We start from the raw sequence: 21,903 nt of genomic DNA, 5'->3' as shown, positions 1-21,903 counted from the left end.
AATTTATTCCAAATATGCTGGAGCACAAAACAATTTATATACTTGCTATTGAATCTTCTTGTGACGACACTTCTGCGGCAGTTTTAATGAACGATAAAGTGCTCAGTAATGTTGTGGCTACCCAAGCAATTCACAAAGAATATGGAGGGGTTGTACCAGAACTTGCTTCAAGAGCCCATCAACAAAATATTGTACCTGTAGTGCACCAAGCATTAGCCAAAGCAAATATCGATAAAAAACAATTATCAGCCATAGCATTTACACGCGGACCTGGACTAATGGGTTCTTTATTGGTAGGCACCTCTTTTGCCAAATCCTTATCACTTGGTTTACAGATTCCTTTGATCGAAGTCAACCATATGAAAGCCCACATTTTGGCTCATTTTATTAAAGAGGAAACCATGAAAGCACCTTCATTTCCTTTTTTAGCCTTGACAATAAGTGGCGGACATACCCAAATTGTACAAGTAAATGATTTTTTCGACATGAAAATCATTGGGCAAACCCTTGACGATGCCGTAGGAGAAGCTTTCGACAAAAGTGCCAAAATATTAGGATTGCCCTACCCTGGCGGACCTCTAATAGACAAGTATGCAGCAACAGGTAATCCTCATAAATTTGATTTCCCAATACCCAATGTAAAGGACCTGGATTTTAGTTTTAGCGGATTGAAAACAAACATTCTTTATTTTATACAAAGACAGACCAAAGCAGATCCTGATTTTATAAAAAATAATTTAGAGGATATATGCGCATCTATTCAATATACCATCATTACTATTCTGATGAAAAAATTGAAAAAAGCAGTTAAGCAAACGGGCATAAAAGAAATTGCTATAGGTGGCGGAGTTTCTGCAAACTCAGGAATACGCAATGTCTTGACCGAAGCACAAACAAAATACGGATGGAAAACATACATACCTAAATTTGAGTTCTGCACAGATAATGCAGCAATGATTGGTATAGTAGGATACCTTAAATATAAAAATGAAATATTCTCGCATCAAGATGTAACGGCTAAAGCCAGATATGTTATCTCCTAACATTAAACATAAACCAAATGCAACTTTTCTACACACCCGATCTAGAACCTACCGCTAATTCTTTCACCTTTGACAGTAATGAAAGCAAGCATATTATTAAGGTGCTCAGAAAAAGAATTGGCGACCAGTTATGGATCACCAATGGTAGCGGATATTTATTTGAAGCTAACATTATTGGCGATACTATTAAAAAATGCGAGGTAGAAATCATTTCATCTAAAAAAACACATGCAAAATCCCACAAATTGCATATGGTCGTAGCCCCTACAAAAATGAATGACCGGTATGAGTGGTTTTTAGAAAAAGCTACAGAAATTGGTGTCGATGAAATAACCCCAATTATTTGCGACCGTTCTGAACGTAAAGTTTTAAAATTGGAGCGCATGAATAGAGTGTTAGAATCAGCAATGAAACAATCTTTACAAACTTATTTGCCCGTACTTAACGACCCCATACCATTAAGCGAGTTTTTAGATAAGCCTGTAACAGGCTTACAGTTTATAGCACACTGTGAAGAAACGGAAAGACACGAACTTAAAAGGAGGGTGACCGCCGATAAGGATATCACAATTTTAATTGGTCCGGAAGGTGATTTTTCACTTCAAGAAATTGCACGTGCATTACAAAAAGGTTACGCACCGGTAGCTATGGGTAAAACCAGATTAAGAACCGAGACCGCGGCAATAGTAGCCTGCACTATAGTCGCCTCTATCAATAATGGATAGTATTACAAGTGCGCTTTGGCAGCACCTGTAATATCTGCCTCTTGGTTTTCTACAAATAACATTAGGGTAATATTTTCACCTTCTTTAACGATACTTGGTATCTCTATGACACCTACACCACTTGTTTTTTTAAGGAGCATATATTCTTCAGCAACAACAATATTGCTGTTTTTTAAGGTTCTATGACGATTTTCGCCATTTTTGACTTTTGTAGTTCGCTCGTTAAGTAACAGAACAGCCCTGATCTCCTTATTTAAAACATCACCATCTACCTTATATTCAAAAGACACCTTTTCTTTACTTCTACGTACACTAGAAATACCAAGCATATTCTGAAATTCTATAGTACTATATTTATCAATGGCCTCAATTACATTAGTTTTATTAGAACCCACCATATGCTCTGTTCCATTTACAATTAATTCTGGTGTATAATTTCCTCTGTATTTAAACTTGGTATTATACCTACTCTGTTTTACGGTATAATTCTTATCGCTAAAAGGGTCTTCCCAACCTATATAATTCCAATAATCTACATGATAGCTCAAAACAAAAACATTATCCGGATAGGTATTTTTTATTGTCTCCAATAATGCATCTGCTGGCGGACAACTAGAACATCCTTGCGAGGTAAACAATTCAAGTACTACTATACCGTTCGATAATTTTTCTGATTGATCAGAAAACAAAGCAGCATCAACTTTATTATCTTTACTCGATTGAGACCAAATAATAGTTGTTAGCAATAGACCGACTACAGAAAATACGGAAACATAAAATTTTTTATCAAACATAATAGCATTATTATATTCTATTATTCGAAATAAAATGAAGAAACTTACTATCTACCTTGCTCTTATCATGTCTTTCACATGTTACACCTTATACGCTCAAGAAATAGCCATATTAAAATATCAAGGTGGTGGCGATTGGTATGCCAACCCCACCGCTTTACCCAACCTTATAAAATTTTGCAACGACAATATAGGTACCACGTTAAAAAACAAACCTGAAACGGTAGAGGTTGGCAGCAGCTCTATTTTTCAATATCCATATTTACATATGACAGGACATGGTAATGTTGTATTTTCAAATGAGGAGATAGAAAATTTGCGTAACTACCTCCTCTCTGGCGGGTTTTTACATATTGATGACAACTATGGCATGAAGCCTTACATTACCAGAGAACTAAAAAAACTCTTCCCAAACAAAGAACTGGAGGAATTAGGAGCCGACCACCCAATTTTTAGCAACACTTACTCTTTTCCAAAAGGATTACCCAAAATACATGAGCACGACGGACAACGACCACAAGCTTTTGCTATTTCAGAAAATAACCGAATAGTACTGCTGTTTACATCAGAATCTGATTTAGGTGACGGCTGGGAAGATCCAACTGTACACAATGACCCTGCAGAGGTTAGAAAAAAAGCGCTTGAAATGGGTGCCAATATTATTACTTACGCCTTTAAAAATTAAAATATGACATCAAAGACAATTTCACAGGGCATTTTAAGAGCTGTAGGCGTTTTGGTAGGCATTGTATTTCTACTCTACTTTTTGTACACCATTCAATCGGTTTTGGCATATTTGGCTATTGCTGCAGTGGTTGCACTTATTGGCAGTCCACTAGTTCGTTTTTTTAGAAGATTAAAACTACCGAACATATTAGCGGTAATTATAACAATGCTATTAATGGTAGGGATTTTAGCTGGCATAATAGCCTTGTTCATTCCGTTATTATCCGAGCAAGGTAAAAATTTATCTTTATTAGATATTGATGAACTTCAAGTTAGTTTAAACACGTTGTACCATCAAATAACCAACCACTTAGGTCTCTCTTCACATATAGTTGAAGATGTTTTTGAAGATCCCGGTTTCGAAAGAAACATTTTACAAGGATTAGATATAGGGTTTATACCCAACTTTTTAAATTCATTTTTAAATGTACTGAGCTCAGCGAGTATCGGTTTATTTTCAGTACTTTTTATTTCTTTTTTCTTTTTAAAGGACAGCAAACTATTTGAGCACGGATTATTAATTTTCGTTCCAGTAGATAAAAAGAAGGGCACAACAAATTCCATTGGAAAAATAAATGGCTTGCTTTCTAGATATTTCGTTGGTCTATTACTTCAAATTTTCATTCTCTTTGTCATCTACACCATTGTTTTGCTAATAGTAGGTATAGAAAACGCGGTGGTTATCGCATTCTTATGCGCTTTATTCAACATTATACCCTACATAGGTCCTATTATTGGCGGTGTAATTATGTTAACCTTAACAATGACCAGTAATTTAGGGTCAAATTTTAGTGAAGTTATTTTACCAAAAACGGGGTATGTATTTTTAGGATTGCTCTTTGGGCAGCTAGTTGATAATTTTTTCTCGCAACCCTTTATATTTTCCAACAGCGTAAAATCTCATCCGTTAGAAATTTTCTTGGTAATCATCATTGCGGGCCTGTTGTTTGGAGTAGTAGGTATGATAGTTGCAGTACCGGGTTATACAGCCATCAAAGTTATTTTAAAGGAATTTTTGTCCGACAACCCCATAGTAAAATCACTTACCCATAACCTATAGGCATACGTGAACAAAGAAATACTACAACCTGAAGTTCAAAAATTCATTGACGACAACCTTAAAACCGATGTCCACCGCATACTTTTATCAAAACCTAAATTCAATAATGTTTCTCAAAAAGAACTGGTAGAACAAATAGAATCGAAATCAAAGGCGAAAACAAAACTACCCACTTGGTTTGAGGCTACAACTATATATTACCCAAATAAACTCAACCTATCTCAAACATCATCAGAAATAACCGCCAACTATAAAGCATGTTTATTGAGTGGTAAAACCATAGCTGATGTAACAGGAGGTTTTGGAGTAGATTCATTCGCTTTTGCCCAAAAGTTTGAACACGTTACCCATATAGAAAAGAATAACGACCTTTCTTTAATAGCTCAACATAATTTTGATCAATTGGGAGCAGACAATATAAGCTGTATCGCTGATGACGGACTAGAATTTTTAAAAAACACTGCTAGTAATTTTGATTGGTTGTACATAGACCCATCTAGACGGGATAGAAACAACAAAAAAGTTTATTATTTATCTGATTGTGAACCAAACATATCTACTGAAACATCTTTTCTTTTCACTAAAGCTAACAACCTACTGATTAAAACCGGTCCGCTTCTAGATTTAAAAATTGGATTAACAGAATTGAGCAACGTAAAAGAAATACATATTGTAGCTGTAAACAATGATGTAAAAGAAATTCTATGGTTGATGACAAAAAATTACGAACAAGAACCAAATATAAAAACGATCAATTTTAAAAATAGCCTAAAACAAGAATTCAATTTTAAACTAAGTGACGAAGTAAATGCAATGCCCACCTTCTCCATACCGCAAACATATTTATATGAACCAAATGCAGCCATCTTAAAATCAGGCTCTTTTCAATTTGTTGGAGAATACTTCAAACTAAAAAAATTACATCCAAATTCACATCTCTATACCTCTAAAGAATTAATTACGTTTCCAGGTAGAGTATTCAAGATTGAAAACATATATGAATACTCTAAAAAATCATTTAAAAAATCGGGTGTCGATAAAACCAATATCACCACTAGAAATTTTCCAGATTCAGTGGTAGAAATCAGAAAAAAACTAGGGCTAAAAGAGGGTGGAAAAAATTACCTGTTCTGTACAACAGATTTACACGAAAAACTGATTTTAATTTTATGTTTTCGCTACCAAAATCTATAAAACTTTCAACCAAAAATTCTCTTTTTTACATCACCACACAAAGTAAGAAATTTCACAAACTACAACGTTGTATATTATCATTTAACGTAATTTTTTACTACATAATCAAAGAAAGATGTTAAAAATTTAACTTAATAATTTCAAAATTTTCATAGTGCTAAATTATTGATATCCTAATGATTACGCCTATTAATACAGATTATTACAATAACAATAGCTAAATATGGTTTTATGTCTTCGGTAATTTAACATTAATGAATTAACCATAATTAAAGGAAAAGTGCTATTATTATACCGGATTTCAATTTTTTTAACATTAATTAAACACAATGATCAGTTAAAAAAGTGAAAAATTCAGTCAATTAATTTAAACTAACAAACAACATCAATTATGAGTCAAAAACGTGATTACACGTTGATAGGCTCCAGTAAAAGGTCTTCCTTTATTAAATCTGGGGTTTTATCAATGCTCGTATGCTTGGGTACACAACTTGTACAAGCAAATGAAAACACAAGTACTTCAAACAACGTTGAAGTAAAGACACTTCAATCTACAATTACTGGAACAGTTCTAGACGAATCTGGTCAACCCTTGCCTGGAGCCAATGTTGTAGAAAAAGGTACTACTAATGGTACACAAACAGATTTCGATGGCAACTATATTCTAAACGTAGCCGATGGTGCTACTTTGGTATTTAGCTATATCGGTTTTAAAACCATTGAAATTGCTGTAAACGGCCAAACCAGTGTTGATGCAACATTACCAGAAGATGCTGCTGCATTAGATGAGGTAATCGTTACAGGTTATTCTACACAGACCAGAGGTGATTTAACAGGTTCCGTAGGTAGTGTAGATGTATCAGAGGCTACAAAAGCCCCTATTGTTAATGCTGCAGAAGCATTACAAGGTAGAGTTTCGGGTGTAACCATTACTAATAACGGTTCTCCAGGAGCAACACCTGTAGTAAGAGTTAGAGGTTACGGTACCGGTAACAGTAACGACCCTTTATATATTATTGATGGTGTTCAAACAGATGATCCAAGTATTTTGAATTCGATCAACCCAGCGGATATCGACCAGATGAACGTACTTAAAGATGGTGCCGCCGCTATTTATGGGGCAAGAGCCTCTAATGGTGTTGTCATTATAACTACCAAAAGTGGTGGCTATAATATGGATAGCGCTAGAGTATCTGTAGATATGTACACTGGTTTTTCTAAAGCTACCAATGTTCCTGAGTTATTGAATACAGAACAGCATGGTGAAATGATTTTTCAAAGTTTAAGAAATGATGGCGTTACCCCTTCACACCCTCAGTATGGAGACGGACCTAACCCAGTAACACCAACTACTATTCAAAGAGCACCCGTTAGCGCTACGGTTAAACCTGGCGGCGGAACAGATTGGTTAGATGAAATATATAGAACTGCCGTTACACAAAATGCTTCTATAACTTTAGAAAATGGTAACGAACAATCTAAATTCCTTTTTTCTGCCAGTTATTTAAACAGACAAGGTATTCAAATTGCTACTGGCTTTAAAAGAGGTTCTGTTCGTTTAAACTCAGAGTTTAAAATTGGAGATAGAATTAGAATAGGTGAACACACAAACATTTCGTTCGACAGAAGAAGTGGTGGGCAGTCATGGTTTAATTTTGCAACCAGAATGTCTCCTTTAGTGCCGGTTTTTGATGACGAAGGCAATTATGCAGGTAACTATAGTAATGACACCGGGCTTTCAAATCCTAACAACCCAGTAGCAGAAGCAAATAGACAAGCTGATGATTTCAATAAATCCTTGAGAATTTTTGGAGATGTATATGCTACTTTAGACATAATAGACGGGTTACAATTTAAAACCTCTATAGGTGGATCGATAAGAGCTTACAACGATAGACGCTTCAGAGCTCTAATTCCAGAATCTTCTGAACCAATAGCAACTAATACCTTAAGAGAAGCAGATCAAGACTCATATGAATGGGTATGGTCGAACACTTTAAGTTATAACAAAAGTTTTGGTGACCATGGCATCAATGCTTTAATTGGTATTGAAGCAGTTAACGTTACAGGTAAAGGCAAGGAAATTTCAAGAACAGATTACTTTTTTGAAACTCCAGAATATTATCTTCTTAGCAATGGATTAGGTGCTGCAAACGTTGCTTATGCCTACGACAATGCCTCTTCTTTGTTCTCTCTTTTCGGTACGGCAAACTATAACTACGCAGGTAAATATTTATTAACTGCCACGGTAAGAAAAGATGAATCATCTAGGTTTCTAGGTGACAATAAGAGTGATGTATTCCCTTCTTTTAGTGCAGGTTGGGTAGTAAGTAATGAAGATTTCTGGCCTACAGACGGCACTGTTAGTCGTTTTAAATTAAAAGGATCTTGGGGTCAGTTAGGTAATCAAACTTTACCGGTTAACAACCCTACCACTAATATATCGGTAGTGAGCGAGCAATATGGTAACTATGTATTTAACGGCAGTGGAGGCGCTACCCCTGGAGCATTGTTAAATGCAGTTGGAAATCCAGATTTAAGATGGGAAACAAGTGAAACTACCAACTTTGGGGTTGAATTAGGTTTCTTTGACAACAAACTTAATTTAGGTGCTGAATATTTTATCATAAAAACCAAGGATTTAATTAATCAAGATGGTAGCCAATACAGTTCTACTTCAATCGATGCTGCCCCACCTTACGTTAACTTAGGATCAATAGAGAATAAAGGTGTAGACGCTACGATAAGTTATGCCGATGTTACTGATTCTGGTTTCAGCTATGGTATTGACATGAATTTCTCTAGTTACAAAAATGAAGTTACAGAATTGATCAGTGCATTTCAAACTGGTTTTGGAGGGTTCAGAACAACTGGTACTGTAACAAGAACTCAAGAAGGACAACCAATTTCATCTTTTTACGGTAGAGTAGTTGAAGGAATCTTTGCTACACCAGAAGAAGTTGCTGCTGCAGCAGATCAAGGATTTGCTACCCCAGAGGACGGAGTTGGTAGATTTCAGTATAGAGATATAACAGGAGATGGTGTTATCAATGATGATGATAGAACTTTTATTGGAAATCCTCACCCAGATTTTACATATGGAGTTAACCTTACTATGGGTTATAAAGGATTTGATATGTCTGCATTCTTCCAAGGTTCTCAAGGAAATGAAATCTTCAATAATGATAAAGTATATACAGATCTTCCAACTTTCTTTGATGCAAACAGAAGTGTACGTGTCCTAGATTCTTGGACACCAGATAATTTAGATGCTTCTTTACCAGCATTGAGTTCTAGTATTACTAATAATGAAGGTACCGCCAATTCATTCTTCGTTGAAGATGGATCATACATGAGATTAAAGAACCTTCAAATAGGGTATACTTTTAACGAAAAAGTCTCTAAAATGATGGGGATGGACAGTGTTAGATTTTACCTTCAAGGCACCAATTTATTCACTATCACAGGGTATGATGGTGTTGACCCGGAATTACAGCCAAGATTCTTAGATAGTGGCGCTATTGACAACCTAACTATAGGTGTTTCTGATAACAACTATCCTTTAGCTTCAATTTACTCCTTAGGTGTTAATTTAAAATTTTAAAAAAATGAAAAAGAAATTAATTTATTCAATAACGCTCACATGCATGATGCTAGGTGCATGTAGTGACGATTTTACCGAAATAGCTCCAACAGGAGCACTTTCTGATGAAGCATTATTAAATGTAACCGGAGTTGATTTAAAACTAACAGCGGCGTATTCTGTTCTTGATGGCGAACGAGTTAATCGTCAAGGAGAAGGTGTTGCTGCCGGTGGAGATAACTGGTGGACAGATGTAATTGCAGATGATGCACATAGAGGTAGTGAAGATGGTGACAACACAGCTTTATTTCAACTTGAAACTCTAGATTGGCAAACTGGTAACAACTGGTTTTTAGGTAGATGGAGCGCAATTTTTGGTGGTGTAAATAGATGTAATGCAGTTTTAGATCTTATTGACCAAATACCAGATGAGGATTTATCTTCTCAAAGAGGTGAAGCATTGTTTTTAAGAGGTTATTACAACTTTGAATTACAAAAGTTCTTTGGTAATGTACCATTTCTTTCTGTTGAGAATTTAAGAAATGAAGAATTTAACCAACCTAACCCTGGTCCTATATGGGCTGAAATAGAAGCTGATTTCCAAGAAGCATCTAGTTTGTTAGGTACGGGTGTTATTAATGGTAGAGCTAATTTTTGGATAGCCCAAGCTTTCTTGGCTAAGGCATATATATACCAAGAGAAGTGGGACGAAGCTTTACCTTTATTGGAAAATGTAATTACTGAAGGTCCATATAGCTTAAATGCTGAATATGTAAGTAACTTCAACTATGCAGGTGAAAACGCTGCTGAATCAATGTTCGCTATTCAGTTTTCATCGGATGATGGACGTTCTTTTAATGGTAACGGAGCCGGAACATTAAATTTTCCAGGAGGCGGACCTTTAGGTACTTGTTGTGGTTTTTACCAACCAACGCAAGATTTAGTAAACGCATTTCAAACAGATGAATCGGGCTTACCTTTGTTTGACACTTTCGCAGATACCGATGTTACTAGTGATTATGGTATCCCATCATATGAAGAAGATGGTGAAACTCCAACAGACTTTACACCTTTCGAAGGCCCATTAGACCCAAGACTAGATTATACTGTATCTAGAAGAGGTATAGATTATAATGGTTTTGGACCTAACCCTGGCAAAGAATGGATTAGAGCTTCATTCAGCGATATTTCTGGACCATACCTTCCAAAGAAAAATGTTTATCAGGCCGATGAGGTAGACGCAAACCGCGGAACTGGTGGTTGGGGATCAGATTGGTCTGGAATTAACTATAACGTTATGCGTTTTGCAGATGTTCTTTTAATGGCAGCCGAGGCAGCTGTTGAAAAATCAACACCTGATTTAGCATTGGCCTTATCTTATGTTAATCAAGTAAGAAATAGAGCTAAAAATATGACATACGTTAAAGGCTTTGATGAAGATGGCAAGCAAGATGACAACATTGATGCAGCAAATTATCAGATAGAACTTTATACTTCTTTTCCTTCTCAAGATTATGCTCGCGACGCTGTTCGTTTTGAGCGTCGTTTAGAATTTGGAATGGAAGGTCACCGTTTATTTGATTTAAGACGTTGGGGTATTGCCGAAGAAACTATTAACACCTATATTGATAATGAAGGTGATGATATTGATCAAGCCGACTATAATTCTAAATTTGGGACTTATACGGAAAAGCACAACCTATTCCCTATTCCAATTAATGCTATTGACCAAAGTGGAGGTGTATTAACACAGAACCCAGGTTGGTAATTAAGCACAAATTATTTCATAATTAGAGAAAGAGGCTGTTTAACAAAACAGCCTCTTTTTATTATCTTTAAGCCTATCAAACACAACTAGCTTACTAATTATCGGTCTAAAATTTTTCTTAAACGATATTATCAACAACACTTATCTTTTCAAACAGTATGAAAACTTTTTCTGCAATAATTTTACTGATTTTAATACCCCTTTCTTCCTGTAAAAAGACGGACAGTAAACTATTTTCTAAAATAGAATCGGACCATTCTGGTATAACATTCAATAATAAAATCATTGAAACTGACAGTTTTAATATATTAACAAGTGAATACATTTTCAATGGTGGAGGTGTTGCTATTGGAGACTTTAATAATGATAATAAACCCGATGTATTCTTTACAGGTAACCAAGTCAGCAACAAGCTATACCTAAATCAAGGTAATTTAAAATTTAATGATGTCACGGAGATTAGTGGAACTTCTGCCACAAAAAAATGGAAAACAGGTGTAGCAACAGTTGACATTAATAATGACGGATTTTTAGATATCTACATCTGTGCGGCTATGTACCCTTCCAAGCAAGAGAAAGCCAATATGTTATTTGTAAATCAAGGATTGAATGATGATGGAATACCTGAATTCAAAGAAATGGCAAATGAATATGGTATTGCAGATTCGGGCAATAGTATGAACGCAACATTTTTTGATTACAATAATGATGGTCTATTAGATTTATATGTATTAAACAATGTTGATGTGCATGTACTACCATCAAATTACAGAAAAAAAATTACCGATGGTTCCGCTCTTAGCAATGATCGGCTTTATCGCAATAATGGAGACAATACCTTTACAGATGTAACTATTGAAGCAGGTATAACCATAGAAGGTTATGGTTTAGGTATCGCAATTTCAGACCTTAATAATGACGGGTGGTCAGATATTTACATCAGTAATGATTACCTTACTAATGACATCTTATATACGAACAATCAAAACGGAACTTTTTCAAATAATATTGATGATCTCATTAAGCATCAAAGTAAATTTTCAATGGGTAATGATATTTCCGACTTTAATAATGACGGTTATTTAGACATTATCACCTTAGATATGCTAGGTGAAACCAATCACCGATTAAAAACTACTATACGTGATACAAAGTATAACGACTATGTAATGAACAAAAGATATGGCTACAGCCACCAATACATGCGTAATATGCTACAAGTAGGGCAAGGTCCAAACCTCCCCTATAGCGAAGTAGGATTACTTTCAGGTATTTCGAGAACAGATTGGAGCTGGTCGCCCTTATTTTTCGACGCTGATAATGATGGATATAAAGACTTATTTATCACCAACGGATTTCCTAGAGATATTACCGATTTAGATTTTGGCGAATATAATTTTAACGTTCGTAGGTTTTTAAGTCCAAGTCAAATTCTTGATTCTATACCTGTAGTAAAAATTCCAAACTATTCTTTTGAAAATACTGCGAACGGTACATTTAAAAACTCAAGTAATAAATGGGGGTTAGATATTCCATCCTTTTCAAATGGGGCCGCCTATTGCGATTTTGATAATGATGGCGACCTAGACTACGTAGTAAACAATATTAATGACGAAGCATTTCTGTTTCAAAATAACACGAACAGTAATGAAAAAATAAAATCAAACTTTCTAAAGGTAAAATTAGAAGGTCCGGATAAAAATAGAAATGCAATCGGCTCTAAAATTGTTTTGAGAGACGCTGAAGGCAACTTTCAATTACATGAACAATATTTAACTAGAGGTTATATGTCTAGTGTAGATGATGTAATCCATTTTGGAATAAACAATAAAAATCAGATTAAATCCATTGAAGTTGTATGGCCCGATGGGAAATATCAAAAACTGGATAGCCCAAAAACCAATACCACTGTAAGCATTGATTATAAAAATGCAACCGAGATAGATAAGAACTCATTAGCTTTTCCAATAACAGAAAAGAAAAATTTGCCAATTTTAAAAGAAATTTCTAGTTCTATTGGTGTCAATTATATGCATGATGAGCTGGATATGGTCGATTTTAATGTTCAAAGAATTTTACCTAAAAAATTAACTCAAAACGGTCCTTGTACAATTACAGGCGACGTAAATGGTGATGGAATAGAAGATTTCATTATAGGCAGTTCTTCTGGAAAAGCTCCAGAGATTTTCATACAAAACAAGAATGGTGATTTCTCTAACAAACCATTATATACAGATGTTTACAATAAGACATTTGAAGAGGAAAGCATGGCGCTCTTCGACCTTGACAATGATGGTGATTTAGATTTATACTTAGTTTCTGGAAGTAATGAGTTTATGAAAGGACCAGAATTCTACACCGACCGTCTTTTCATAAATGATGGTAAAGGCAATTTTAAGATTAGTGAAAACAAAATGCCAAACATTCAAGCTAGTGGTTCGGTAGTTACCGTAGGAGATTTTAACAATGATGGTTATGATGATCTTTTTATTGGAGGTAGAACTCCGTTTGCTAAATTTCCAATTGCGGATAAAAGTTTTTTATTATTAAATGAAAATGGGATTTTAAAGGATGTTACAGATACCCTCGCACCTGATCTAAGAAATATAGGAATGCTTACCGATGCATTATGGCAAGATTTTGATAATGACGGTAGATTAGATTTAATAGTTGTTGGTGAATATATGCCCATTACCTTTCTTAAAAATAAAGAATCTGGATTTGAAATTTTAGACAAAACCGGAATAGATAGTTTATTTGGTTGGTGGCAGACTATAAAAGCAACCGATTTTGATAACGATGGTGATATAGATTATGTAGTAGGTAATTTAGGAGGTAACAATATTTATCAGCCAACAACAGAAAGACCGGTAAATATATTATATAAAGACTTTGACAATAACGGAACGGTTGACCCCGTGGCATTCGCCTATTTGAAAAAAAATTATAGCGATACTACTTATATCTCAGCTCCGGTAAACTTTGGAGGAGATTTATTCGGGCAAAGTCCATTATTTCGATCAAAATTTAATTTATATAAAGAATACGCAGCCACCACTCAAAGTACTTTGTTTACTCCTAAAGAACTTGAAGGAGCTAAAAAATTAACTGCAAATTTTGATAGAACCATTTATATTGAAAATACAGGTGAAGGAAAATTCAAGGTTCATCAATTACCCATAGAGGTACAATATTCCACAATTAACGATATTGAAATCATTGATTATAATGATGATGGTTATAGCGATATATTGTTAGTTGGCAATGATTTTGGAAATGAAGTTTTTGTAGGTAGATATGATGCTTTTAATGGCCTTCTTCTTAAAAATGACGGAAAAGGCAATTTTAAAACCATCCCTACTACAGAAAGTGGCTTTTTTATTCCAGGCGATGCAAAAAATATTACCGCTATTAAAAATAGTAATGGCGGGCAACCGTATTATGTAGTTACTCAAAATAGGGACTCAATCAGAGTTTTTCAGAAAAAATGAGAATATTAAATTAGTAACACCTTAAGATAAACCTGAAAATTAATTTTTTTCAAGAGTTTACAATTACCAATAATTAAGTTAAAACATTTAATTTCAATGGGGTTGATCAGTCCGTAATATTAATGGACTGATCAACCCCTCTTTTTATTCCGATTTATAACAATTCGCATTAAACATCTTACAAAAATCGAAGACGAATAACGATCTACAATCGACGAACGACACCTATCAAACTACAAATACATTCATGATAAATTTTTAGTAATTATATTGGTTATTTGATAAAATATTAACTAATATTATGATAATATTATATATATCTTAACTCAAATTAAGATTAGATAATAAATCAACAATTAATCAAACAACAACTAATTATGAATCAAAAACTAGATTTTAAATCAGTAAAATCCAAAAAAAGACACGCAGTCTTAAGAACCGGATTCTTATTGGTCTTAGTCTCTTTATGCTTTAATGGTATAAGAGCTAATGAAAAACCAATTGAATCAATGAGCAATGAACCAACATTGGTTCAAACTACTGTTACCGGAACAGTATTAGATGATCTCGGCACCCCGTTACCAGGAGCCAGTATTATTGAAAAGGGCACTACAAATGGAACCCAAACCGATTTCGATGGAAATTTCACAATTAATGTAGCTTCATCAGCAACCTTGGTCATTAGTTATGTAGGTTTTAAAACCGTAGAAATGGCAGCGAGCTCCTCGCCTATTTCTGTAACTTTAACTGAAGATGCAGCTGCTTTAGACGAGGTTGTAGTAACAGGTTATGGCTCACAATCAAAACGAGATGTTACAGGCTCAGTATCGACAGTAGATGTTGAAGAACTAAATGCCGTTCCTGCAACAACTTTTGCCCAGCAACTTCAAGGTAGAGCTGCTGGTATAGGTATTGTGAACGATGCTACGCCAGGTGGTGAGGCTACCGTAAGAATTAGAGGGTTTGGTACCATTGGTAACAATGACCCTTTATACGTTATTGATGGGGTACCATCTCGATCACAGGCAAATCTTAACCCCAACGACATTGAATCCCTACAGGTTCTTAAAGATGCATCTGCCGCTTCAATTTACGGTTCAAGAGCTGCAAATGGGGTTATCATTATCACCACCAAAAAAGGTAAAATGGGCAAACCGGTAATTACCTATGACACCTATTATGGTCTACAATCCGGTCTAGGAGAGGTAGAAGCTTTAAATGCGGCAGAATTAGGTGAATACCTTTATTTAGCCGATTTATATGCAGGAAAAGATCCAAGTCACGGTCAATATTCTTTTGGTCCAAATGGAGAAATAGGAATACCTGACTATGTATTTCCTAGTGGTGCCATGGAAGGTGACCCAGGAACCGATCCAGATTTGTATGCACTAGAAGAAGGAAATATAAATGCCATTGTACGTTCTGCAGATACAAACTGGTGGAAAGAAGTTACGAGGACCGCTCCAATTTTAAATCACCAAATTTCAGCATCCGGGGCAACTGAGAATGCAAGATATGCCTTTACACTAGGGTACTTTGCTCAAGATGCCATCACAAAGTTTGTGGGTTATAACAGAACATCTATCCGTGCAAACACTGAATTTAAGGCATTGAATAAAAAATTGACCATTGGAGAAAATCTTTCGGTAAATTTTGATAACAGAAAAGGTGGTTTTGGAAACGATGAAGAACAAAACGCCGTATCAGGTTCATACAAGCACCACCCTTTATTACCCATATATGATATCGCCGGAAATTTTGCCGGTAGTAGAGGTGCTAATTTAGGCAACAACTTTAATCCGTATGCAACTTTATATAGAGAACAAGATAACAGAACTTATCGTTTACGTGTATTTGGTAATGTATTTGCTTCCTATGACATTACCGAAGACCTTCAAGTAAAGTCTAGTTTTGGTGTAGACGCAACAGGAGAAAGAGGTAGATACTTAAGGAGACAAAATCCGGAATATGTAGAAGGTAATTTTATTAGTGGGTCTACTTCTACCAACAGTTATGAATACCAATGGCAATGGAATACGGTATTGACCTATGCCAAAACCTGGAACGAAGTTCACAATTTTGATGCATATATTGGGGTTGAAGGTATTGAGGCTTATGGTGAAGAGTTTGGCGCCAGCAGAAACGGTTATGCTTTTGAAACACTTGATATTCAGCGTTATTTGGATTTGGGGGATGCTACCACTGCTAGTAATTACGGCTTTGCATTTAGGGATTACACTTTATTCTCTGAATTTGGAAAACTAAATTATAACTATGACGGTAAATATTTAGCACAGTTTATTCTAAGAAACGATGCTTCATCTAGATTTCAATCCGCATCTAGAAGTGCTATTTTTCCAGCATTCAGTTTAGGTTGGAGAGTTTCTGACGAGGCGTTTATGGAGAATCTCGAAAATGTAGATGAATTAAAACTTAGATATGGTTGGGGTAAAACAGGTAACCAAGAAATTGGTGATTACAACTCATATACTACATACCGATCAAATATTTTTAACGCAGGTTACCCTATTGACGGGGCTACCGGTGCACCCACGCTTGGTTTTGATGTTCAGAGTTATGGTAACCCCGATGCTAAATGGGAAACAACCACATCAAACAACATAGGTATAGATTTATCAATGTTCGACCGTAGATTTAATGTAGGTTTAGATTTGTGGGACAGAATAACGACCGATATGTTGTTCAGAAGACAGATAACCTATACAGCAGGTGATGCACAAGCACCTTTCTTCAATGTTGGAGAAATGACCAACAAGGGTGTAGATCTTCAAATATCTTGGGATGATAAAAAAGGCGATTGGGGATATGGTGTAAGCTTTAACTTATCTGCCTACAAAAATGAAGTTGACAAATTAAGTGAAACCGATGACGGAACAGTATTGTTCGGAGATGCTTCTAGAGTACCTTCTTTGACCATAACCCAAGTAGGAGAACCCATATCTTCTTTCTATGGTTTTAAGACCGAAGGAATATTTCAATCTCAAGCAGAGGCAGATGCATGGCCAACCTATGGCAGCTACAATGCACCTGGTAAATTAAAAGTGACCGATGTAAACAATGACGGACAAATTGATGATGATGACAGAACAATCATTGGTAGTCCGCACCCAGATTTCACGTATGGGGTAAATATAGATGTTAGTTACAAAAACCTAGCCTTGAACATTTTCGGTAATGGCTCAGAAGGAAATGACATTTACAATTACGTAAGGTATTTTGCAGATTTCAACACCTTTCAAGGCAACAGATCAAAAAGAGCACTTTATGATGCTTGGCAACCTGCGAATCCTTCCGCACCTGTTAGTGAGTGGGTAGCGGCAAACCCTAATGCCACAGTTCCTATCATGGATGCAAACGATCAAATCAGTAGTAGACCTTCATCTTATTTCATTGAAGATGGTAGTTATTTTAGACTTAAGAATGTCCAGTTGACCTATTCATTCCCTTCTGATTTAATGGAAAAAATAGGAATATCAAGAGGACAAATATATGTACAAGGTCAAAATTTGGCTACTTGGACAAAGTATACAGGTCTAAATCCAGAGATTCAAGCGGGTAACAGAGATGATGCTACTTTAGGTTTTGATGGTGGTTATATGCCAGTTTCTCGCACCTATACCTTGGGTCTAAGGTTAACACTTAACTAAAAAATAAAATTGCTTATACAAGCTATCATTTAATGAAACATTTAAAATTTTAATGATGAAAAGAAAAAACATAATATTAATCGCATTTATCTGTATGGCCATCTTTACGGTTGGTTGTAGCGATGAATTTTTAACACGAACTCCAGAAGGTCAGTTTAGCACCAACAGCCTTGAAACCGAAGATGGTCTAGATGGTATATTATTAGGTGCATATGCCATGATAGATGGCGCTGGTCTTGATGGTACCAACGATTGGAATGTTACGGTAGAAAACTGGGCGTTTAACATTGCATCTGATGATGCATTAAAAGGTACCGATGCTGGTGATCAACCTGAACAATCATTTATAGAAGCATATGATTTTCAATCTTTCAATGGACATATCACAAACAGATGGCGATCATTGTTTAAAGGGGTTGCAAGAGCAAATAATGCTATTAATACAGCCAATAGTATTGAAGATATTTCAGATGAAAAGAGAACACAGGTAATTGCAGAAGCTCGATTTTTAAGAGGTATATTTCATATGGAAGCCCGTAAAATGTGGAGAATGCCTCCCTACATTAGCGAAGAAGATTACATTTTAGATGATGTAGAAAGTACAAAAGTGCCTAATGATCGTGAAATATGGCCTTTTATAGAAGCTGATTTTGAAGCTGCAGCTGCAAGTTTACCAACCACACAATCTCAAGTAGGTAGACCTACTAGTTGGGCTGCAAAAGCTTTCTTGGCAAAATCTAAGATGTATCAAGGATGGGATGAAAACGGAACCGCAAATACCGCAAAACTTGGTGAAGCCAAAACATTGCTAGATGAAATAGTGAACTCTGGCGTTTTTAGCCTAGCCGCTAAATTTGAAGATAACTTTTTGGTTGCCACTAGAAATAATCCTGAGTCAATCTTTGAAATTCAATATGCAGTAAGCAGTGCGGCAGACCAAGCTTCTAGTAGAGGAATGGGCCTTGCTCATCCATACACAGATCCATGGGGCTGTTGCGGATTTTATCAGGTATCTCAAAACTTGGTAAATGCATATAGAACTGAAAATGGTTTGCCATTAATTGAAAATTTCGATGCAGAAGATATCACAATAGATACCAATGATGATGGTACAAGTGCAGAAACGGCCACTTTAGACCCTAGAATAGACCATACTTTAGGTAGACCAGGTATACTATACAAAGGTTTTAAAATATATCAAACAGATTTTGTACGGGATCTATCATATGCCGGTCCTTTCTTTTCTAAAAAGCATGTAGCAGAGCCAGAAGGTTTTGGTGTTGGCGGCTGGGGCAATCTATCTGCCAACAACTACAGATATATGCGCTATGCCATGATCTTATTATGGTTGGCAGAAGCGGAAGTTGAAGTTGGTTCTTTAGAAAGAGCACGAGAGCTCGTAAATGAAATTAGAACAAGAGCCGCTAACCCAGACGGGTTCGTACCCCTTGCCACCCAAGGAACCGACAGAAATGACTTTAGCATTGTTGAAGGTGAAGCTGCAGCAAATTATGATATTGCAACTTACGACACACCTTGGACAGATAAGGCTGCCGCAAGAGATGCCGTTCGCTTTGAAACAAGACTAGAATTTGCGATGGAAGGTCACCGATATTGGGATTTGGTTCGTTGGGGTATTGCTGCCGAAACTTTAAACAATTACATAGCCAGCGAATCTCAACATAGAACATACTTGGTAGGAAAATCTTTTACGGAAGGAAAAAATGAGTACTTCCCTATACCAAGTCAGGCTATTGACAGATCAGCCGTAGATGGTCAACCAACACTGACTCAAGATCCAGCATATTAATTAAAATTATTGTTAATTGTTAGTTGCATAAAGAGTGGTCAAAAATCTATTTGACCACTCTTTATTATTTTGTAAATACAAGATTATTTATAAACTCCAATAAGGTGAGTTCTAATATAAACAGGTATTGCATCAGATTCGTCGTCAAGCTTCAACTGCATAACTTCAGACGGTACCAATGGCATATGACAAGAAATACAGTTTTGAGAATTGGCGTGTTTGTTTATTTCAGCAGTTGTATTTATATCTTCAATATTATGACATGACAAGCACTTTGCGTTAAAATTGTTGTGCTTACCCCGTTCATTTTCATGAGGGTTATGGCAAGTAATACAATCCATTTTAGAAGAATTTACAAAACACTCACTTTCACTTAAAAGACCCATTTGATTACCATGAACATCTAATTTTAAATTTCTATTATAATTCTGATAGTTCTTAGAGTATTCAGATAATGTATCTCCTGCTAAAAATGAAAAAGGATTTCCCTTTACCTGTTGTGCCTGTAAACCAGAATGACAAACCGCACAGGCATCTAATCGCTGTTGCCTTGTGAAATTACTATAACGATCTACGTAAGCACCCTTCAATTCGTTTGGATTTTCCCTATGATGCACAACATGTTTTTCTAACGGACCATGACATCTTTGACAATCTATGCCTAGCAACAACTTATTCCTATTATATGCATTGCTATTTGCAGCTTCATTTTTATTTTCGGCAAAGGTGACATGACATTTTAAACAATTATCATCTACAGGTCTACTGAAAGCATAATCAGGAAAGTTGGGACTGTTGACCCATGCATTTGTAGGTTCAAAGTATGACACTTGTATTTGACTAAGTCCGTTATTTTCCCAACTAAGGTAACTCTGTCCTTTAACCCCAGAACCAATTACGATATCCAATTTTGACTTCACTACTGCGGTATCTCCAAATTTGGATTTTGATAGTTGATAAAAATTATGATTATCTTCTATCATTTTTAAGCGAACTCCCTTCAGATTCAGCTCATTTGAGCCCTCTTCAAAAACACCTTTCACATGAACCTCATCGGCAATTGCCGAAGTATTAAAATGAGCGGTTTCTATGTGATTCTTGAATATGTCTGCATGACACTCTACACATGTATCTGCGGCAATATAGTTTTCACCATTGTAATGCGTTGCCACCACTTTAGGTTCTAAATATTCTGAAATTTCAATCGTATTCTTTAAATACCAAACACCCCAAACAGTTAACACCATAAAAATTAGCCCTATGACGTATTTGGTATATTTGTTATTCATCGCAGTGAATATATCTATTTTAATTCTTGATTCATAAACCAATCATAAAGGGCTTCGGTTTCATAGGCTTTTATCCACGCGCTATGACCTACGTTGGGGTATCTGGTAAATATAACCTCATATCCCATTTCCTTTAATTTTGCCACCATATTTTCAGATTCTGAGAATGGAACAGATTTATCTTTTTCTCCATGAAAGACCCATATGGGCATTTTTCTATTGATCCAAGATGCGTAGGGCAAGGGTGCCATACCACAAACTACTGCCATTGCGGCAAAGGTATTTGGATATTGAACGGCCATTTCCCATGCAGCTCCTCCTCCCCTGCTCAATCCTGTTATATAGATTCTTTTTTTATCTATTCTATTAGTATCCACAATAGAATCTAACAACTGCTTAACAGCCCTTGTGTTCCACCATTTTTTAGCGTTTGGGTTTTGAGGCGCCAATATTAAAAAAGGAAACTTCTTACCCTGAACAATTAATTTTGGAGGTCCATTTCTTTTCACTGTCACCAAACTATCGCCAGATTCGCCTCCGCCATGTAAGAACAGTAAAATTGGAAAATCCTTTTCCGGCTCGTCTTGGTAATCTTCAGGATAATATAAATAGTAAGAGAGGTTCTCTTTTACATTCGTTTCCATTTCTGAATCAATCAAAATAGGTTTAGATTGAGAAGCACAACTTTGAAAAATAACCAGTAAAATAATATATATAACAGACCTCATCATCAAAATCAATATTTTCTATCA

The 21,903-nt window shown here is 35.7% G+C and carries 13 protein-coding genes; 10 read left to right on the top strand and 3 right to left on the bottom strand.

Annotated elements, in window-relative coordinates; translation table 11 throughout:
- Positions 1–14: 14 nt before the first annotated feature.
- A complete protein-coding gene (tsaD, locus tag DCS95_RS17445; protein WP_116772078.1) occupies positions 15–1,043 on the top strand; it encodes a tRNA (adenosine(37)-N6)-threonylcarbamoyltransferase complex transferase subunit TsaD in 1,029 nt (342 codons plus the stop codon).
- A gap of 17 nt (positions 1,044–1,060) precedes the next feature.
- Entirely contained in the window at positions 1,061–1,768 is a 708-nt protein-coding gene (locus tag DCS95_RS17440; protein WP_116772077.1) for a 16S rRNA (uracil(1498)-N(3))-methyltransferase, read from the top strand.
- A gap of 2 nt (positions 1,769–1,770) precedes the next feature.
- Here the strand turns inward: DCS95_RS17440 and DCS95_RS17435 are convergent, their stop codons facing one another.
- Positions 1,771–2,562: a DUF1223 domain-containing protein gene (locus DCS95_RS17435; RefSeq protein ID WP_116772076.1), complete on the bottom strand. Its 792-nt coding sequence runs from the start codon at positions 2,560–2,562 to the stop codon at positions 1,771–1,773.
- 34 nt (positions 2,563–2,596) lie between these two features.
- Between DCS95_RS17435 and DCS95_RS17430 the strand changes: the two genes are divergently transcribed.
- From DCS95_RS17430 to DCS95_RS17395, 8 genes are all read left to right on the top strand, one after another.
- A complete protein-coding gene (locus tag DCS95_RS17430; RefSeq protein WP_116772075.1) occupies positions 2,597–3,247 on the top strand; it encodes a DUF4159 domain-containing protein in 651 nt (216 codons plus the stop codon).
- Positions 3,248–3,250: 3 nt separating this feature from the next.
- Positions 3,251–4,348 carry an AI-2E family transporter gene (locus DCS95_RS17425; protein ID WP_116772074.1) on the top strand — a complete coding sequence of 366 codons (1,098 nt, stop codon included), beginning with the start codon at positions 3,251–3,253 and terminating at the stop codon, positions 4,346–4,348.
- Positions 4,349–4,354: 6 nt separating this feature from the next.
- Entirely contained in the window at positions 4,355–5,542 is a 1,188-nt protein-coding gene (locus DCS95_RS17420) for a THUMP-like domain-containing protein (RefSeq protein ID WP_116772073.1), read from the top strand.
- A gap of 391 nt (positions 5,543–5,933) precedes the next feature.
- Positions 5,934–9,146 carry a SusC/RagA family TonB-linked outer membrane protein gene (locus DCS95_RS17415; RefSeq protein WP_244178486.1) on the top strand — a complete coding sequence of 1,071 codons (3,213 nt, stop codon included), beginning with the start codon at positions 5,934–5,936 and terminating at the stop codon, positions 9,144–9,146.
- Positions 9,147–9,150: 4 nt separating this feature from the next.
- Positions 9,151–10,893, top strand: coding sequence for a RagB/SusD family nutrient uptake outer membrane protein (locus DCS95_RS17410; RefSeq protein WP_116772072.1), 1,743 nt, complete (start codon positions 9,151–9,153; stop codon positions 10,891–10,893).
- 158 nt (positions 10,894–11,051) lie between these two features.
- Positions 11,052–14,384: a VCBS repeat-containing protein gene (locus DCS95_RS17405; protein ID WP_116772071.1), complete on the top strand. Its 3,333-nt coding sequence runs from the start codon at positions 11,052–11,054 to the stop codon at positions 14,382–14,384.
- A 377-nt stretch (positions 14,385–14,761) separates the two neighbouring features.
- Positions 14,762–18,052, top strand: coding sequence for a SusC/RagA family TonB-linked outer membrane protein (locus DCS95_RS17400; protein ID WP_244178485.1), 3,291 nt, complete (start codon positions 14,762–14,764; stop codon positions 18,050–18,052).
- A gap of 52 nt (positions 18,053–18,104) precedes the next feature.
- The gene (locus DCS95_RS17395; protein WP_116772070.1) at positions 18,105–19,862 is read left to right on the top strand and encodes a RagB/SusD family nutrient uptake outer membrane protein; all 1,758 of its coding nucleotides are present in this window, start codon (positions 18,105–18,107) and stop codon (positions 19,860–19,862) included.
- An 83-nt stretch (positions 19,863–19,945) separates the two neighbouring features.
- On the opposite strand, the gene DCS95_RS17390 is transcribed toward DCS95_RS17395, so the two are convergent.
- Positions 19,946–21,151, bottom strand: coding sequence for a multiheme c-type cytochrome (locus DCS95_RS17390; RefSeq protein WP_164674227.1), 1,206 nt, complete (start codon positions 21,149–21,151; stop codon positions 19,946–19,948).
- A 14-nt stretch (positions 21,152–21,165) separates the two neighbouring features.
- Complete coding sequence (locus DCS95_RS17385; protein ID WP_116772068.1) at positions 21,166–21,882, bottom strand: carboxylesterase family protein; 717 nt, start codon at positions 21,880–21,882, stop codon at positions 21,166–21,168.
- Between the last annotated feature and the right edge of the window lie 21 nt (positions 21,883–21,903).

The sequence above is a fragment of the Maribacter litoralis genome, from assembly GCF_003075045.1.
GTDB lineage: Bacteria > Bacteroidota > Bacteroidia > Flavobacteriales > Flavobacteriaceae > Maribacter > Maribacter litoralis.
The sequence above is the reverse complement of the archived record's forward strand: the minus strand, read 5'-3'. Positions and strand labels throughout refer to the sequence as shown.

What these genes read in the sequence shown, in the direction of transcription:
- DCS95_RS17440 (WP_116772077.1), top strand. Translation starts at nt 1,061, where the DNA reads ATGCAACTTTTCTACACACCCGATCTAGAACCTACCGCTAATTCTTTC.
- DCS95_RS17415 (WP_244178486.1), top strand. Translation starts at nt 5,934, where the DNA reads ATGAGTCAAAAACGTGATTACACGTTGATAGGCTCCAGTAAAAGGTCT.
- DCS95_RS17395 (WP_116772070.1), top strand. Translation starts at nt 18,105, where the DNA reads ATGATGAAAAGAAAAAACATAATATTAATCGCATTTATCTGTATGGCC.
- DCS95_RS17405 (WP_116772071.1), top strand. Translation starts at nt 11,052, where the DNA reads ATGAAAACTTTTTCTGCAATAATTTTACTGATTTTAATACCCCTTTCT.
- DCS95_RS17410 (WP_116772072.1), top strand. Translation starts at nt 9,151, where the DNA reads ATGAAAAAGAAATTAATTTATTCAATAACGCTCACATGCATGATGCTA.
- DCS95_RS17430 (WP_116772075.1), top strand. Translation starts at nt 2,597, where the DNA reads ATGAAGAAACTTACTATCTACCTTGCTCTTATCATGTCTTTCACATGT.
- DCS95_RS17435 (WP_116772076.1), bottom strand. Translation starts at nt 2,562, where the DNA reads ATGTTTGATAAAAAATTTTATGTTTCCGTATTTTCTGTAGTCGGTCTA.
- DCS95_RS17385 (WP_116772068.1), bottom strand. Translation starts at nt 21,882, where the DNA reads ATGATGAGGTCTGTTATATATATTATTTTACTGGTTATTTTTCAAAGT.
- DCS95_RS17425 (WP_116772074.1), top strand. Translation starts at nt 3,251, where the DNA reads ATGACATCAAAGACAATTTCACAGGGCATTTTAAGAGCTGTAGGCGTT.
- tsaD (WP_116772078.1), top strand. Translation starts at nt 15, where the DNA reads ATGCTGGAGCACAAAACAATTTATATACTTGCTATTGAATCTTCTTGT.
- DCS95_RS17390 (WP_164674227.1), bottom strand. Translation starts at nt 21,151, where the DNA reads ATGAATAACAAATATACCAAATACGTCATAGGGCTAATTTTTATGGTG.
- DCS95_RS17400 (WP_244178485.1), top strand. Translation starts at nt 14,762, where the DNA reads ATGAATCAAAAACTAGATTTTAAATCAGTAAAATCCAAAAAAAGACAC.